We start from the raw sequence: 14981 nt of genomic DNA, 5'->3' as shown, positions 1-14981 counted from the left end.
TTACCTTATGAATCAATTTTTAAAGCACGAAGAAATTTTAAGTAAATGTGAAAAGATAAATACATCGTATGAGTTGGATCCTCATTTTTTTGATGAAATTGTGGATGAATTGCTTGATAGTAATTTAGATACCGAGGAAGTCATTTTACAGGGCTTTCAGAAACTGCTCTCAGAAGTGGATCACGAGATTGACCGGATGGAGCAATTTGCAGATATGCGTCCTAATTGTTTTAAGGGGTGTGCCTTCTGCTGTTATTTTCCCATTGTTCTTAGCCGGTTAGAAGCCAAAATGATGTTTCGTTCCATTGAGAAATTTCCTCAGGATCGCAAAGAGGTCATTTACAACCATTGGGAGAACTATTATGAAAAGCAGGCAGAGAAGCTGGAGCAGGGATTAGCTATGGATCATAAAGACCCGGCAACAAAAAAGGACTATAAGAAGCTGAACCTGCCATGTCCGATGCTGGACCCGGAAACACAGCTTTGTATGGCTTATGAAGTGCGTCCCATCCCATGCAGAACTTATTTGAATTATAGTGACCCGCAGGTTTGTGCGGAGAACGATTTACCAAAAGAGCCATTCAGCTATGAATTTTTGTATGATTATTACTTTAGTGCTGTAAACGAGCTACTGCAAGTTCTCCTGGAAAATGGGGAAGAGCTGATAGTGGACTATCCAGCGGATGTTTGGAGTTATGACTATTTGCCTGCTTGGATTAAACAGTGGAGAGAGGGGACATTAGATGAAGTATAAACTGGTATCCTTAAATGTTGGAAAACCAGAGACCATTCAAACGGATAAAGGGGAGCTGGAAAGTGCATTTCGCAAAACGCCGGTCACTCGTCCTGTTTTCTTAAATAGGCTTAACTTTGATGGAGATGAACAAGCGGACAAGAAGAATCATGGAGGTAAAGATAAAGCCGTCTGTCTTTACCCGGCTCAGCACTATCCCCATTGGGAAAAAGAATACGGAATGGACTTTCCCTATCCCGCGTTTGGAGAGAACATTACAGTAGATGGGATAGAAGAATCAAGCACTTGCATTGGGGATAAGTTTCAACTTGGTGAAGCGATATTGCAAGTTACAGAACCTAGACAACCCTGTTACATCATCGGCAGAACGCATGGAATTAGTGACTTTCCTGCCAGGGTGACACAAAGCGGCTATACCGGGTTTTATTTACGAGTGATCCAAGAGGGAGTTATAACCGCCGGAGATCAGATGCAGTGTATCGAGAAGGATCCGCATCAGGTGACCGTTGAAGAAGTGAATGACATTAAATATCACGATCGAGAGAATAAGTACAAAATAGAAAGGGTGACTAAAGTGGGTGCTTTAGCGGAAGGGCTTCGTCACTCTCTGCTTGAGCGATTGGAAGAATTGGAAACAAATTAAGGGAGGAAGCGATTTCCATGGATTTTGGCAATATTATAGAGGAAAAGATTAAACAATCTATTGCTCGTGGAGATTTTGAGAATTTGCCTGGAAAGGGAAAACCTCTGCCAAAGGATGAATTAGCTTATGTCCCTGATGAGATGCGGAACAGTTACCGAATATTAAAGAATGCCCACATGCTTCCTGAAGAAATGCAATTAAAGAAGGAAATTGTAGAGATCGAGGATTTATTAGCATGCTCCAATGATCCTGAACAATCCGCATATTATAAAAGAGAGCTCTCAGAGAAGCGGCTTAGGTTTAATATTATGATGGAAAAACGGAAGTCATCCCAGGCATTCAAGCAATATAGCAGCAAAATTCATCGTCAATTAGGGTTTTAAAGAAAAAATGGAATAGGGTATGTAAGCTGCCGGCAGAGTTCTGGCAGTTTTTTTATTGTCCAGGGATAATTTTCAATCAATTTGAGGCAGAAATTATAGATGAGTGATTACTCACTTTACAAAAAAGAATTTTTAATAGATAATATAAGTGAGTAATCACTCATTTAAAGATTAAAGGAGGTTTTTGTGATGGAGGCTGTCGTTCAGCTGCATCAAATTTCTCACCGGTTTGATAAAAAGTGGATCATTAAGGATATTAACTTAAACATTCAAAGGGGAGAGATCTTTGGGTTATTAGGGCCGTCTGGTTCCGGTAAAACTACATTAGTCAAAATGATGACTGGAATTCTATCTCCTGTAAAAGGGGAGGTCTTTGTATTTGGAGAAAAAATGCCTTCTTTAAATCAAATGAAAAGGTACGGGTTTATGGCGCAATCTGATGCGCTTTATCAAGAGCTAACCGCTAGAGAAAACTTGGATTTTTTTGGTTCGATTTATCGTTTAAATAAAGCACAGCGCAAGCAAAGAATTGCAGAAGTTATGGAGATGGTAGATTTAACGGAACATCTGGATCAAGTCGTGGAGAATTACTCGGGAGGAATGAAGCGAAGGCTTTCGCTTGCGGCAGCTCTTATTCATCAGCCGGATTTAATTATCCTGGATGAACCAACGGTAGGTATTGATCCCGTCTTAAGGCAATCCATATGGGATGAACTTCATCAACTTAAAGATAAAGGGGTCACGATTATCGTGACAACTCATGTTATGGATGAAGCAGAGAAATGCGATCGTCTGGCGATGATTCGGGACGGGGAAGTCATTGCCTCCAACACCCCTTCCCAACTAAAAGAAGAGATTCAGGCAACCACTATAGAAGAAGTATTTCTTCATTACGGGAGGTCGAATTCATGAATACATGGACAGTGATGAAGCGGATATTGATGCAGTTTCGACGGGATAAAAGAAGTATGGCCCTCATGATCATTGCTCCTATGCTAGTTCTAACTTTAATGTGGCTCGTTCTAAATAATAACGATCAAAGTTTGGAGATTGGCATAGTAGATGTTCCAGCTCAACTAACAAATCAGTTGGACAATGAGGACATCCAGCTCCATCAGCTCACCAAAGCAGAAGCGATGGATCAGTTGTCTGATGCTTCCCTGGATGCTGTGATCCAGTGGCATAATGGTAAGCCGAAGGTGGTCATAGAGGGCAGTGATCCAAGTACAGCAAGCTCCGTGAAAAACCTTTTACAGCAAACACTAAGCGGGACCTCTAAGTCTCCTATGAGTGTGGAATTTCTCCATGGTTCAAGTGATTTAAATTTATTTGATTATATCGGCCCCGTATTAATTGGATTTTTTGTCTTTTTCTTTGTATTTATAGTGGGAGGCGTGTCTTTTTTAAGAGAACGAACACAGGGAACTCTTGAAAGAGTATTGGCAACACCGTTAAAGCGGAGCGAACTAGTACTTGGTTACCTCGGAGGATTTGGTCTGTTTACAATACTTCAATCCTTGCTGATTGCCGCGTTTTCCATTTATGTATTAAAAGTTTTTATGATTGGGTGGTTTATCTATGTGCTGCTTGTCACGTTTTTACTTGCCTTAACGGCTCTCAGCCTTGGTACCCTGCTTTCTGCTTTTGCAAAAAATAAATTTCAAATGATTCAATTTATCCCTTTAGTCATTGTTCCACAAGTCTTTTTCTCTGGTTTATTTCCAGTAGAAGGACTGTCCTTCTGGCTGCAGGCAATTGGAAAGATTATGCCGCTTACTTATGGGGCAGAAGCACTGAGAGGGATAATGCTGAGAGGAGAAGGGTTGGCGGACATTCAACTTTATATTTATATCCTGGCGGGATTTGCTATCCTGTTTACTTTGCTTAATATACTCGCGTTAAAGCGTCACCGCCGTTTATAATAAGGATAGATAGTTGAACGGGGAGGATTTGTTTATGGAAGATCATCATGATTTATTAAAATTATTAGAAGAAGAAGGGCAAGCTAAGGAGATTACCCCTAAGCAGGCACAAATTCTCCAGGCAGCTGTAGAGATCTTTGCTGAGAAAGGTTATGCTTCATCTTCTACCAGTGAAATTGCTGCAAAAGCAGGTGTTGCAGAAGGAACCATCTTTCGTCATTACAAGACTAAGAAAGAGTTGTTAATTTCTATTGTGACGCCGGTGATGACGAAGTTTACAGTTCCCTTCTTTGCCACTCATTTTGCCAATCAAGTATTCGAAAATCCCCCTGCTGAGTTTGAAGAGCTGCTAAGAAATCTCTTGAAGAATAGATTTGAATTCGCTAAACAAAATGCTCCCTTAATTAAAATACTAATTCAAGAAATTGCTTTCCACGAAGAATTACAGGATAGAATTCAGGAAGTATTTCTAGAAGAAGTATTTCCTAAATTTGAACGAATACTGGATCATTTTAAAACAGATCAGACGGTGATTGACTATCCAACAACCACGATCATTAGAATGGTTGTGTCGGCAATTGTCGGTTTCTTAGTCACCAGATTTCTTATAGCTCCTGATGGCGAATGGAATGATGAAGAAGAACTCGAACAAACGATTCACTTTATTATGCATGGGTTGTCCAAACCCGCAGAATAGGTAGTTGTCACAATTCCCGCAGGAAAGCTGGAGGCTTGCAGGAACCTGCAAATCTGGAGCAACAAAGCAGAAGTAAGTATGAAGTAAGGAGGAAAACGTAGATGTGCGGACGTTATACGCTGTTAGAAGAGGAAGCCGAGATCGTAGAAGAGTTTGATTTAGATACCGTCATTCGAGATTATGAGCCCCGTTATAACATTGCTCCCGGCCAGAAGGTATTAGCAATTATTAACGACGGCAAGCAGAAGCGAGCGGGCTATATGTACTGGGGGCTTGTTCCTTCCTGGGCCAAAGATCCAAAGATTGGCTATAAAATGATCAATGCAAAAAGTGAAACCGCTCATGAAAAACCGAGTTTTAAACGATTATTATCTTCAAAAAGGTGTCTGATTGTTGCGGATAGCTTTTACGAATGGAAGAAAACTGAATCAGGAAAGCAGCCGCTGCGCATTTCCTCCCGAAATCGGAAGCTGTTTGCTTTTGCCGGCCTATGGGACCACTGGAAACAGGATGAAGAGGAACGATTCACTTGTACGATCCTAACAAAAGAAGCCAATGATTTTATGAGTGAGATTCACAGCCGAATGCCTGTCATTCTGCCAAAAGATTTCGAAGAGCGCTGGATTGAACCGGTGAAGTGGAACGCGGAAGAGGCTCACGACTTTATTGAACAGTTGAATATGGAAGATTTACAAGCTTATCAAGTAAGCCAATACGTGAACTCTGCTAAACACACCGGCCCGGAATGTATTGCCTCTATAGAAGGATAAAGGCTGAAAGGGTATGGTTTGGTCCGTTCGACACCTGTTTATAAAATCGTATCATTCTAAATGCCTAATTAAGGGTAAGGGAATGCTCTGATTTTTATAGATGATTCAAGGTGTTTCAGGCACTGATTTGCTTTTAAAAGGGAGTTTTTAAAGGGGTTAATTCATACAATTACCCTAATTTTAATGGATAGGAATAAAGATAGATGAAAAGTCTGCTACTGACATTAGCAGGCTTTTTTTCCTATAAGGGATGAGGTATACTTAGGCAGAGTGAATAGAAATGACGGGGGATTTTATGAACAGGTGGGGCTTACATACAATTCTTGATCAGAAAAAGGTTGAAAATCTTTATAACATGCTGTCAGATCACCAACAAAACGAAAGTTCTGCCTACATCGTTGAAGAACTGAAATCCATGATTTCCTACTCCATCTGCGGGTATAAAGATTTAATGAATGCAATCAGCTATGCGATGACTGTGCTGGTCATTAATCAACAAGGTTTGATTCAATATACCGATGAGAAATTTGAAAAATGGACAAAGCAGAAATTAACGGGGCGTAAATTTAATGATTTTTTAGGCATGGAAAAAGAGGATGCCACCTATTTGGAAATGATGGATAAAATCAGAGCAGGGAAAGTCTGGAAGGGAGAATTGAGTATCCTGTTTTCTGACCATCCGGGTGTTTATTTAGATGCCACGATAGCTCCTTTAAGAGAGCCGAACAAAGCTAATCCTTCTATTCTTTTTCTCGGAGCTAACGTAACTCCCTATAAAAAACAGGAATTAACGGTGGTTGAACAAGCAAGAAATGAATATAACCGGACGATGAACGCTTTAGTTAATTTAGTGTTTAAGGTCGGCTATGATCCCGGTCGTAACCAATATTATTATAAGATGTTTGAAGGAAAGCTTGCCCAGGATATTGATCTCACCACAGACAAAGTACAAGGGAAAACGTTAGCGGAATTATTTGGGGAGCAGCAAGCCGCTTTCTACAAAGCCCAATACCAATCGGCGTTTCTAGGGAATAGTATTTCCTATAAGCATCAATATCATAACCGTTCCTTTTATTCCACTTTATCTCCCGTAGAAGAAAACGGGGAGGTTGTCGAAATAATCGGAAGCTCCATTGAAATTACCTCTCATGAAGAAGCTGAACTTAAAATACAGCATATGGCCAGGCATGACCCATTGACGGACCTCCCTAACCGTGCCAAACTGCAAAGTGATCTCGACCAGTGGCTTGCTTATCAGACGTATGACGAAATTACGGCCTTATTCTGTAACCTTGATCGATTTAAGTATGTGAACGATGCACTCGGTCATATGGCAGGAGATCAGGTGCTGCAAATTATGGCCAAGCGTATCCTCTCATGCTTGGACAGTGATGACTCCATGTATCGGATTGGCGGAGATGAATTTATCCTGCTTATTAAAGAAGAAAGAAGTAATCAGGAAATCTTAAGACTTGGACGAAGAATTTTAAAGGTAATCGAACAACCGCTGCGTCTAATGAATCGAGATTTCTTTATTACGGCAAGCATCGGAGTCTCTCAATACCCCGAACGAGCGGAGAGTATAGAGGAGATCATTGGCAGGGCTGACATTGCCATGCACTACTGCAAGCTCAAGGGGCGACATAATATATTGTTCTACACGGAGCAAATGGATCTTTTTTATAATCAGATAATTTCTCTTGAAGGGGATTTGCGGAAAGCACTGAGCCGTAATGAACTTAGTTTGCACTATCAGCCAAAAGTGAATGTAGCTACCGGTTTTATCAGTGGAATGGAAGCTTTAGTGCGCTGGGAACATCCAGAACGAGGCACCATTTCCCCGGCAGAGTTTATTCCTGTAGCTGAAGAAACAGGATTAATCTCACAAGTGGATGACTGGGTGATGCATGAAGCTTGCAGGCAGAATCAGCAGTGGATTGATCAAGGATATGCTCCCGAACGGGTAGCGGTAAACGTTTCAGCTAATGAAATCCAGCGGAATGACTTTGCAGAAAAGGTTCACCAAGTTCTGCTTGCCACGCAAATGGAGCCTCAGTATTTAGAAATAGAAGTCACCGAAAACAGTGTGATGCAAAACACTGAGGAATGTATCCGTACGATGCAGGATTTGAAAGCAATGGGGGTCTCATTAGCAATCGATGACTTTGGCACAGGATATTCTTCCCTCAGTTACTTGCGGCAATTTCCTATCCATTTTCTGAAAATTGACCAGGATTTTATTAAGGATGTATTGAAGGATCCAAGTGATGCTGAAATTGTGAAAGCAATGATTCAGCTTGGAGAAGCTTTTAAGCTTGAGGTTATCGCAGAAGGAGTAGAAAGAGAGGATGTGCTGGATTTTCTCAAAGAGAACGATTGTGCGTATTATCAAGGCTATCACTTCAGCAAGCCTCTAGCTCCCGATGACATGGAGAAGTTATTAACACGTAAACAAACCTATTTAAACCAAATGAAAAACCCCGGGGAGCAGTAAAATTATTTGCCCCGGGGTTTTATATTATCCTGTTTGCCGTTCCCGCTTTTCTGCTTCTTTCTCTTTTTTCGCTACTTTTAAAAACTTGTTCGTCTCTGAAGCGACTACGCCGGATAGCAACAGCAGACCGATTAAGTTCGGGAAGGCCATTAACCCGTTCATAACATCGGCAAATTTCCATACGGTATCCAGATGGGCAATAGCACCGATCAGAACAAACAAAACGAAGACAATTTTGTAAATGCCTAGTCCACGCTGTCCAGTTAAATATCCGAAACACTTTTCACCATAATAAGACCAGCCTACAATAGTGGAAAAGGCGAAGAATATTAATCCAATGGCTACGATATAAGAGCCGGCAGACCCAAGAAACATTTCAAAAGACTTAGAGGTCAGATCTGCACCATCGTAACTGCCGCTATACTGATTCGCCATAACGATGGTGAGTCCGGTCATGCTGCAGACAATAATGGTATCAATCAGTACCTGCGTCATGGAAACTAAAGCCTGACGTCCAGGATAGTCTGTTCTAGCAGCTGCTGCCGCAATCGGAGCAGAACCCAGCCCTGCTTCGTTGGAGAATACTCCGCGTGCCACACCGTACCGAATCACTGTACCGAGCACCCCGCCTCCGACTGCATTGGCTGTAAAAGCATCACTGAAAATGGTGGCAAATGCGTGAGGGACAAGATCAAAATTTAAGATAATGATAATTAGAGCACCGATGACATAAAATAAAGCCATTATAGGAACGAAAAATGCGGTCACTCTTCCGATACTTTTAATCCCGCCCAGCAGGACTAAGCCGGCAAAGAAGGTCAGGATCAGTCCGGTAACGAGTGGTGGAACACTGAATGAAGTCTCCATAACGTCTGACACGGAATTTGATTGAACCATATTTCCAATACCAAAGGCAGCCGCTGCTCCAAAAATAGCAAATAACACGCCAAGCCATTTAGCTTTTAATCCGCGTTCTAAGTAATACATAGGACCACCGGCCATATGTCCGTTTTGGTCTGTGACCCTGAATTTTACAGCAAGTATGGCCTCGGCATATTTAGTGGCCATCCCGAATACGGCAGTGATCCACATCCAGAATACTGCCCCTGGCCCGCCTAGAAAGATGGCGGTTGCTACCCCGGCAATATTACCTGTACCGATCGTGGCTGCCAGGGCTGTTGTCAGAGCCTGGTAATGGGATATATCACCTTTCTCTCCTTTTGTCTTCTTACCCGGAACGAATGCAAGTTTTAAAGCGTAAGGCAGAGCTTTAAATTGTAGAAAACCCAGGCGTAAAGTTAAATAAATACCAGTGCCGACTAAGAGAACCAATAATACAGGTCCCCAGACGATTCCGCTTGCCCAGTTAAAAAAGTTATATAATACTGAACGATCTTCCATCAAACTCCCCCTCTTTGTATGTAGTAAAAATTTTGTCCATATATAAAATATTCCGAAAATTATTGTAAAAAGTCAAGGAAATTTGGAAAGTTGTCTAAATAATCATTGGTTTAGTAAGCGATTGATTAGGAAATGATTTACTATTAGCTGTATAATAAGAGTGAAGAAATATGTTTTTTCCTATATAATTTCATACAGAAGAGATACTAATATCGGGGGAGTTAAAATGATTAAAGTCTTATTTGTTTGTTTAGGAAATATATGCCGGTCACCAATGGCAGAGGCGATCTTTAGAAAGTTAGTGGAAGAAGAAGGTCTTCACGATCAAATCTCAGTGGATTCAGCAGGGATTGGTCACTGGCACATCGGATCTGTTCCTCATGAAGGAACGCGAAAAGTACTAGATGCCCATACGGTTTCCTATGAAGGATTGGCGGCAAGACAAGTAAAACCAGAAGACTGGGATGAGTACGATTATCTTATTGCCATGGATGAAAAGAACATCCAAGATCTGCAAGCGATCCGAGAAAAGAATGAAGTTGTAGTTCAGAAGTTAATGGACTATGTAGAAAACCCGGTAGAATCAGAAGTACCTGATCCGTATTTTTCTGGTAATTTTGATTATGTTTATGAGCTTGTTCAGGCAGGCTGTGAAGGCTTGCTTGAATCGATTAAAAAAAACCATCAATTATAGGGAGGAAATCTTATGTCACAGCATAAGTTATGGAAGGGTGTTTTATTAGGTGCATTGGTAGGCGGAGCAGCTATGCTGTTTGATCGTGATACGCGATCGTATGTGGGAGAGAAATCCCGTTCAGCCGGAAGAACGTGTAAAGGTTTTGCGAAACATCCGTCGGAAGCTGTCCATTCCCTTAGGGTGAATTATGAGTCCATGGCGAAACGATTGAATGATGGAGCGGATAGTGTACTTGATTTGCTGAACAAATTAGAGGATATAATGATTAAGGTGAACGAAATGGACAAAGAGGTGCAAGAACAACTGAGAGCTGTAAATAATTCTAAAGAAGCATCTTAACAGATAAGGGTGGAGGGGATATCTTGAGGTCTGCGATTGGTTTTATTAAAACACTATTTTCGCGCTTTGCAGAAGATGATATATTTGGGCTCGCCGCCCAGCTTGCCTATTTCTTTCTGTTATCTTTGCTTCCCTTTATGATATTCCTTGTCACCTTGTTAGGATATTTAAATATTAAGGAAGACCGGGTAATTGCCTTAATAAACGTTTATGCGCCGCCTGAAACGATTGATATTTTATCGGAAAACATTACTTCACTGTTTAATGATCAGAATGGCGGACTGTTATCATTCGGAGTAATTGGGACTTTATGGGCTGCTTCAAATGGGGTAAATGCGATTATTAAAGCCTTTAATCGGGCCCATCACGTAGAGGAAAATCGGTCCTTTTTTGTTTCAAGAGTTGTAGCGATTGTCTTAACCATTGCTATGGTCCTTGTGATCGCTATTGCATTCCTTCTGCCTGTGTTAGGTAACACTATTGGCACCTATGTTTTCTCTTTCTTTGGAATGTCCAATGGTTTTATTGCGGTATGGGATGCGTTAAGGTGGGTGATTTCCTCGGTCATATTTTTTATTGTTCTTTCCTTTCTGTATATTATGGCGCCCAATAAACCATTAAGATATAAGGACACAGTCGTGGGGGCAGTATTTGCGACCATCGGCTGGCAGCTCGTATCTTTGTTATTTTCATTTTATGTAAGTAAGATGGGGAGTTTTTCTACCACTTATGGAAGCCTAGGCGGAGTGATCGTGCTGATGATCTGGTTCTATCTCTCCGGTATTGTTATCATTACCGGCGGAGAAATTAACGCAATTATTTACAGGCGCAGGGTGTCCCCTTAAGAATGATATAACCAAAAACCCGAACCATTGATTTTTTCAATTGGTTCGGGTTTTTATAGTTAGTGAAATGTGCGCTTCTTCCCCCAAGGAGCTATTTTAACAGGCGCAGACCATTGAGAATGACGAGAATGGTGCTTCCTTCATGCCCAATTACACCCATAGGAAGATCAAGCACTTGAAGAAGGTTACTGATAATTAATAACGCAATTATCCCGATTGAAAAAATGACATTTTGTTTAACAATCTTATTCATCCGGTTGGAGAGTTGAATGGCCTGGGAAATGCGGGGGAGATCATTCTTCATTAATACCACGTCCGCGGTTTCGAGAGCGACATCCGTCCCTTCTCCCATAGCAATTCCAACGTTTGCAGCAGCTAAGGCCGGTGCATCATTAATTCCATCTCCCACCATGCCAACCGTGTTGAAATGCTGTTTAAGCTTTTTCACTTCTTCTACTTTTTCGTCCGGCATACATTCCGCAATAAAATGATCTAGTCCAGCTTCTTCTGCGATTGCTTTGGCCGTTGTATGATTATCTCCGGTAAGCATGACTGTATAAACTCCATGTTTTTTCAAAACTTGGATCGCTCGTTTTGTTTCTTCTCGGACCGTATCTTTTAGGGCGATCAGTCCGGCAATTTTTTCTTCCCGCTTGATAAAGACGACGGTTTTACCCTCGGAAGCTAATTGTTGTGCGATTCCTTGTTGAAAAGAACGACTTGCCTCTTTCCCAACAAAATCAGCTTTCCCGATTTTCCATTGCTCTCCATGCACAGAAGCGGTGACACCTTTTCCACTGATGTCCTGCATATTATGAATCTCTATACGTTTTCTTTTATTCTCAGCCGTGTAATTCACGATAGCTTGAGCTAATGGGTGGTTGGACTCTTGTTCAATAGCAGCAGTGATCGGAAGGACTTGTGAAACATCTTCATCCTCTGCAGCTATGAAATCTGTCACTTCCGGTTTCCCGTTGGTTAACGTGCCGGTTTTATCGAAAGCAATGGCATTCAAATGACCGAGGTTTTCTAAATGAACACCACCTTTAAACAAAACTCCATTGCGTGCTCCGTTTGTAATTGCGGATAATGTTGCCGGCATTATGGAAGCTACTAAAGCACAAGGAGATGCAACCACAAGCAGAATCATCGCTCTATAAATCGTATCCATCCAGCTCCAGCCAAATAGAAAATGGGGAAGAAATAGCATTATGGCGACAACGAGAAGCACTACTTTTACATAAGTACTTTCAAATCGTTCAATAAAGAGCTGAGAAGGAGATTTTTCACTTTGAGCTGACTGTACCATTTGAATGATTTTCTGAAATAACGTATCATCTGAGGTTTTAGTAATTTCTACTGTAATACTTCCGTTAATATTCACTGTCCCTGCATAAACTTCCTCATTCGTCTCTTTACTCACAGGCACAGATTCACCGGTAATGGCACTTTCATCTATGGAAGTCTGCCCTTTAACGATTTTCCCATCAGAGGGGACGCGTTCCCCCGGCTTAATAAGTACACGGTCGCCAATTTGCAGGTCTTGTACGGACACTAATTTATAATCATTATCTAAAATTTTTAAGGCTTCTTCCGGCTGAAGGTTCATAAGTGAACTGATTTCTTTTTGGCTTCTATTCATGGTGTAGGTCTCTAAAGCACCACTAAGTGCAAATATGAAAATAAGGATGGCACCTTCAGTCCAGTAGCCAATAGCGGCAGACCCTATGGCAGCCAGAATCATCAGCATTTCTACATTCAATTCTTTTGCATATACGGTTTCTTCTATTCCTTCTTTTGCTTTGGCAAAGCCACCAATAACAAAGGCAGATAGATACAGAGTTACCGTTGCACTTGGCAAGATGCGGCCATCACTCAGCCAGGCAAATAAAATGAGCAGACCACTTAACAGAGCTGCGATTAACTCTCCATGCTCGCGTAAATTAGATATAAACGGGGAAGATAGCTTTGAATCTTTTTCAGTAAGTCTGGACATGGCTCTTGTCTCTGAGGACATATTCTCAACTCCTTATTACTAATTGATAATGATAACCATGATCATTTATGTTTTTCGTGGTTTAAAAACGATATAAACAACGGATTAAAATAGTTTCTACATTATAATTATTTTAAATAGTGTATGTATTTATATTATCAGAAGTTCGGTTTCAGTCAAGAGTTTTCCTTTTAAAAAATAAGTTTTCTTCGGTTTATTATGAATAAATGAAGCAATACGGTTGATCTTGCAATCAGCGAATTGCTATATTGGTTAGGTGTGTAATTTAAAAACGGAAGGTGGATGTTGAAAGAAAATGCGTAAAGGTCTTTTATTAATTCTTATAGTAATGCTTGCCGTAGTCACCGCCGCCTGCGGTTCATCAGATGATAGCAGTGACGGGAACAACAGCAATAAAGATAAATCTTCTGCTTCTTCAAAGTGGAGCAGCCTCAAGGAAAAAGGAAAAATTGTGGTAGGAACCTCTGGCACCTTATTTCCAGCTTCTTATCATCCGGAGGATTCCGATCAATTGACTGGATATGATGTTGAGGTTATGAAAGAGGCAGCCAGCCGGCTTGACCTCGATGTAGAATTTAAGGAGTATGGAGTAGACGGATTATTAGCTGCTATGAAAAGCGGCCGAATCGATGCAGTAATCAATGACATGGAAGTAACGAAAGATCGCCAAAAGGAATTCGCCTTCAGCACTCCATATAAGTATTCTTATTCAACTATGATTGTGAGACAAAGTGATCTTTCTGGAATTCATTCCTTAGAGGATCTGGACGGAAAGGTTCATGGCGGCGGAGCGACGACCGTCTTTTCGAAAATTGCCGAGCATTTTGGGGCTAAGACCAAAACTTATGGAAATGTAACCAATGATGTTTACCTGCGAGATGTAGAGAATGGCCGTACGGACTTCATCATTAATGATTACTATCTGCAAACATTAGCTCTGAAAGCCATGCCTGATATTAAAGTCCAATTACATCCGGATTTGAAATTCCACCAAACGGAATCTGCGATTGTCATGCCTAAAGATGCAGATACGCTGAAACAGAAAATAGATGCCACCATTAAAGAAATGCGTGATGATGGTACACTTACTAAAATTTCGAAAAAATTCTTCGGTGGCAAAGATGCATCTAAAAAACCGGAAGAAGACATTCGTGAAATTAAAGGGTTAGATTTATAAGGGTGAATAGATATGTTCGGAATCCATTTTAGTGATATTCAAATCGACAAGCTATTCGTTCCTGAGCGCGCTTGGGAAAATCTCCCCTTCGTCTTGCAAGGCGTACCGCTTACACTTCTTGTAGCGGTACTGGGGATGATCCTTGGATTAATTATAGGTTTCTTCTTAGCAGTTGCCAGGAAATCAGATCGTATTCTATTTCGCTGGCCCGCAAGAATGTACATTTCGTTTATGAGAGGGACTCCTATTCTTGTCTACTTATTTGTCCTCTATTTTGGACTGCCAGTAGTGGGGATCACTTTGCCGGCTGTTGTAGCAGCAGTCATTGGGTTTGGTACCAACAGTGCCGCTTATATTGCGGAAATTAACCGGTCCTCCCTAAATAGTGTGGACAAGGGTCAGTGGGAGTCTTCCAGAGCTTTAGGGTTTACTTATTGGAAGACAATGAGAAGGATCATTGTTCCCCAGGCAACTCGTATTGCTATTCCGCCACTTGGGAATGTATTTCTGGATTTGTTGAAAGCTACATCGCTTGCCGCTATGATTTCGGTGCCAGAGATATTAAATAAGGCTCAAATCGTTGCCGGCAGGACCACGGATTCGATGACGATGTACATTCTAGCAGCGTTGATTTACTGGCCGCTGACGATGGTATTTTCTGCTTTGCAGGATTATTTAGAAAGAAGATATAATAAATACCTGTAAGAAGATCCCGCTAAAGTATTTTGCTTTAGCGGGTTTTTTTGTGCGAGTGGGGAGCGGGTCAGATTCAATAAGTGTGGTTCATTCGAAATCAAGTCTTCAAGTATACCAGCTAATAGAAGGTCAATAGGTAAGGGTAA

The 14981-nt window shown here is 41.2% G+C and carries 15 protein-coding genes; 13 read left to right on the top strand and 2 right to left on the bottom strand.

Features of this window, described 5'->3' with window-relative positions; genetic code table 11:
* The first annotated feature begins 7 nt into the window (after positions 1–7).
* The 8 genes from Q7A53_RS07815 (at position 8) to Q7A53_RS07780 (ending at position 7663) form a co-directional block, all read left to right on the top strand.
* Positions 8–754: a YkgJ family cysteine cluster protein gene (locus Q7A53_RS07815; RefSeq protein ID WP_411788587.1), complete on the top strand. Its 747-nt coding sequence runs from the start codon at positions 8–10 to the stop codon at positions 752–754.
* Entirely contained in the window at positions 744–1397 is a 654-nt protein-coding gene (locus tag Q7A53_RS07810; RefSeq protein ID WP_411788586.1) for an MOSC domain-containing protein, read from the top strand. The genes Q7A53_RS07815 and Q7A53_RS07810 overlap by 11 nt, the downstream gene beginning before the upstream one ends.
* 17 nt (positions 1398–1414) lie before the next feature.
* Positions 1415–1780: a DnaJ family domain-containing protein gene (locus Q7A53_RS07805; protein ID WP_411788585.1), complete on the top strand. Its 366-nt coding sequence runs from the start codon at positions 1415–1417 to the stop codon at positions 1778–1780.
* A gap of 189 nt (positions 1781–1969) precedes the next feature.
* Positions 1970–2692 (top strand): ABC transporter ATP-binding protein, encoded by a 723-nt coding sequence (locus Q7A53_RS07800; protein WP_411788584.1) that lies wholly within the window; start codon positions 1970–1972, stop codon positions 2690–2692.
* Positions 2689–3702 (top strand): ABC transporter permease, encoded by a 1014-nt coding sequence (locus Q7A53_RS07795; protein WP_411788583.1) that lies wholly within the window; start codon positions 2689–2691, stop codon positions 3700–3702. The genes Q7A53_RS07800 and Q7A53_RS07795 overlap by 4 nt, the downstream gene beginning before the upstream one ends.
* Before the next feature lie 34 nt (positions 3703–3736).
* Positions 3737–4399, top strand: a complete 663-nt coding sequence (locus Q7A53_RS07790; protein ID WP_411788582.1) for a TetR/AcrR family transcriptional regulator — start codon at positions 3737–3739, stop codon at positions 4397–4399.
* Between the two features lie 101 nt (positions 4400–4500).
* Positions 4501–5169 (top strand): SOS response-associated peptidase, encoded by a 669-nt coding sequence (locus tag Q7A53_RS07785; RefSeq protein WP_411788581.1) that lies wholly within the window; start codon positions 4501–4503, stop codon positions 5167–5169.
* Between the two features lie 295 nt (positions 5170–5464).
* Positions 5465–7663: a sensor domain-containing protein gene (locus Q7A53_RS07780; protein ID WP_411788580.1), complete on the top strand. Its 2199-nt coding sequence runs from the start codon at positions 5465–5467 to the stop codon at positions 7661–7663.
* Between the two features lie 24 nt (positions 7664–7687).
* On the opposite strand, the gene Q7A53_RS07775 is transcribed toward Q7A53_RS07780, so the two are convergent.
* The gene (locus Q7A53_RS07775; protein ID WP_411788579.1) at positions 7688–9064 is read right to left on the bottom strand and encodes an alanine/glycine:cation symporter family protein; all 1377 of its coding nucleotides are present in this window, start codon (positions 9062–9064) and stop codon (positions 7688–7690) included.
* Between the two features lie 226 nt (positions 9065–9290).
* Here Q7A53_RS07775 and Q7A53_RS07770 point away from each other — a divergent pair, with 226 nt between their 5' ends.
* From Q7A53_RS07770 to Q7A53_RS07760, 3 genes are read left to right on the top strand one after another with little or no spacing between them, the layout of a single operon-like run.
* Positions 9291–9758 carry a low molecular weight protein-tyrosine-phosphatase gene (locus Q7A53_RS07770; protein WP_411788578.1) on the top strand — a complete coding sequence of 156 codons (468 nt, stop codon included), beginning with the start codon at positions 9291–9293 and terminating at the stop codon, positions 9756–9758.
* A 12-nt stretch (positions 9759–9770) separates the two neighbouring features.
* Positions 9771–10100, top strand: a complete 330-nt coding sequence (locus Q7A53_RS07765; RefSeq protein ID WP_411788577.1) for a YtxH domain-containing protein — start codon at positions 9771–9773, stop codon at positions 10098–10100.
* 23 nt (positions 10101–10123) lie between these two features.
* Entirely contained in the window at positions 10124–10945 is an 822-nt protein-coding gene (locus Q7A53_RS07760; RefSeq protein ID WP_411788576.1) for a YihY/virulence factor BrkB family protein, read from the top strand.
* Positions 10946–11036: 91 nt separating this feature from the next.
* On the opposite strand, the gene Q7A53_RS07755 is transcribed toward Q7A53_RS07760, so the two are convergent.
* Positions 11037–12962 (bottom strand): heavy metal translocating P-type ATPase, encoded by a 1926-nt coding sequence (locus Q7A53_RS07755; protein WP_411788575.1) that lies wholly within the window; start codon positions 12960–12962, stop codon positions 11037–11039.
* A 295-nt stretch (positions 12963–13257) separates the two neighbouring features.
* Between Q7A53_RS07755 and Q7A53_RS07750 the strand changes: the two genes are divergently transcribed.
* Both Q7A53_RS07750 and Q7A53_RS07745 read left to right on the top strand, forming a co-directional pair.
* On the top strand, positions 13258–14139 hold the full coding sequence (locus Q7A53_RS07750; RefSeq protein ID WP_411788574.1) for a transporter substrate-binding domain-containing protein: 882 nt from the start codon (positions 13258–13260) through the stop codon (positions 14137–14139).
* A 12-nt stretch (positions 14140–14151) separates the two neighbouring features.
* A complete protein-coding gene (locus Q7A53_RS07745) occupies positions 14152–14844 on the top strand; it encodes an amino acid ABC transporter permease (protein ID WP_411788573.1) in 693 nt (230 codons plus the stop codon).
* Positions 14845–14981 lie beyond the last annotated feature (137 nt).

It is taken from the genome of Halobacillus rhizosphaerae, assembly GCF_046719735.1.
GTDB lineage: Bacteria > Bacillota > Bacilli > Bacillales > Halobacillaceae > Halobacillus_B > Halobacillus_B rhizosphaerae.
This window is presented reverse-complemented; position numbering and strand designations above follow the sequence as displayed.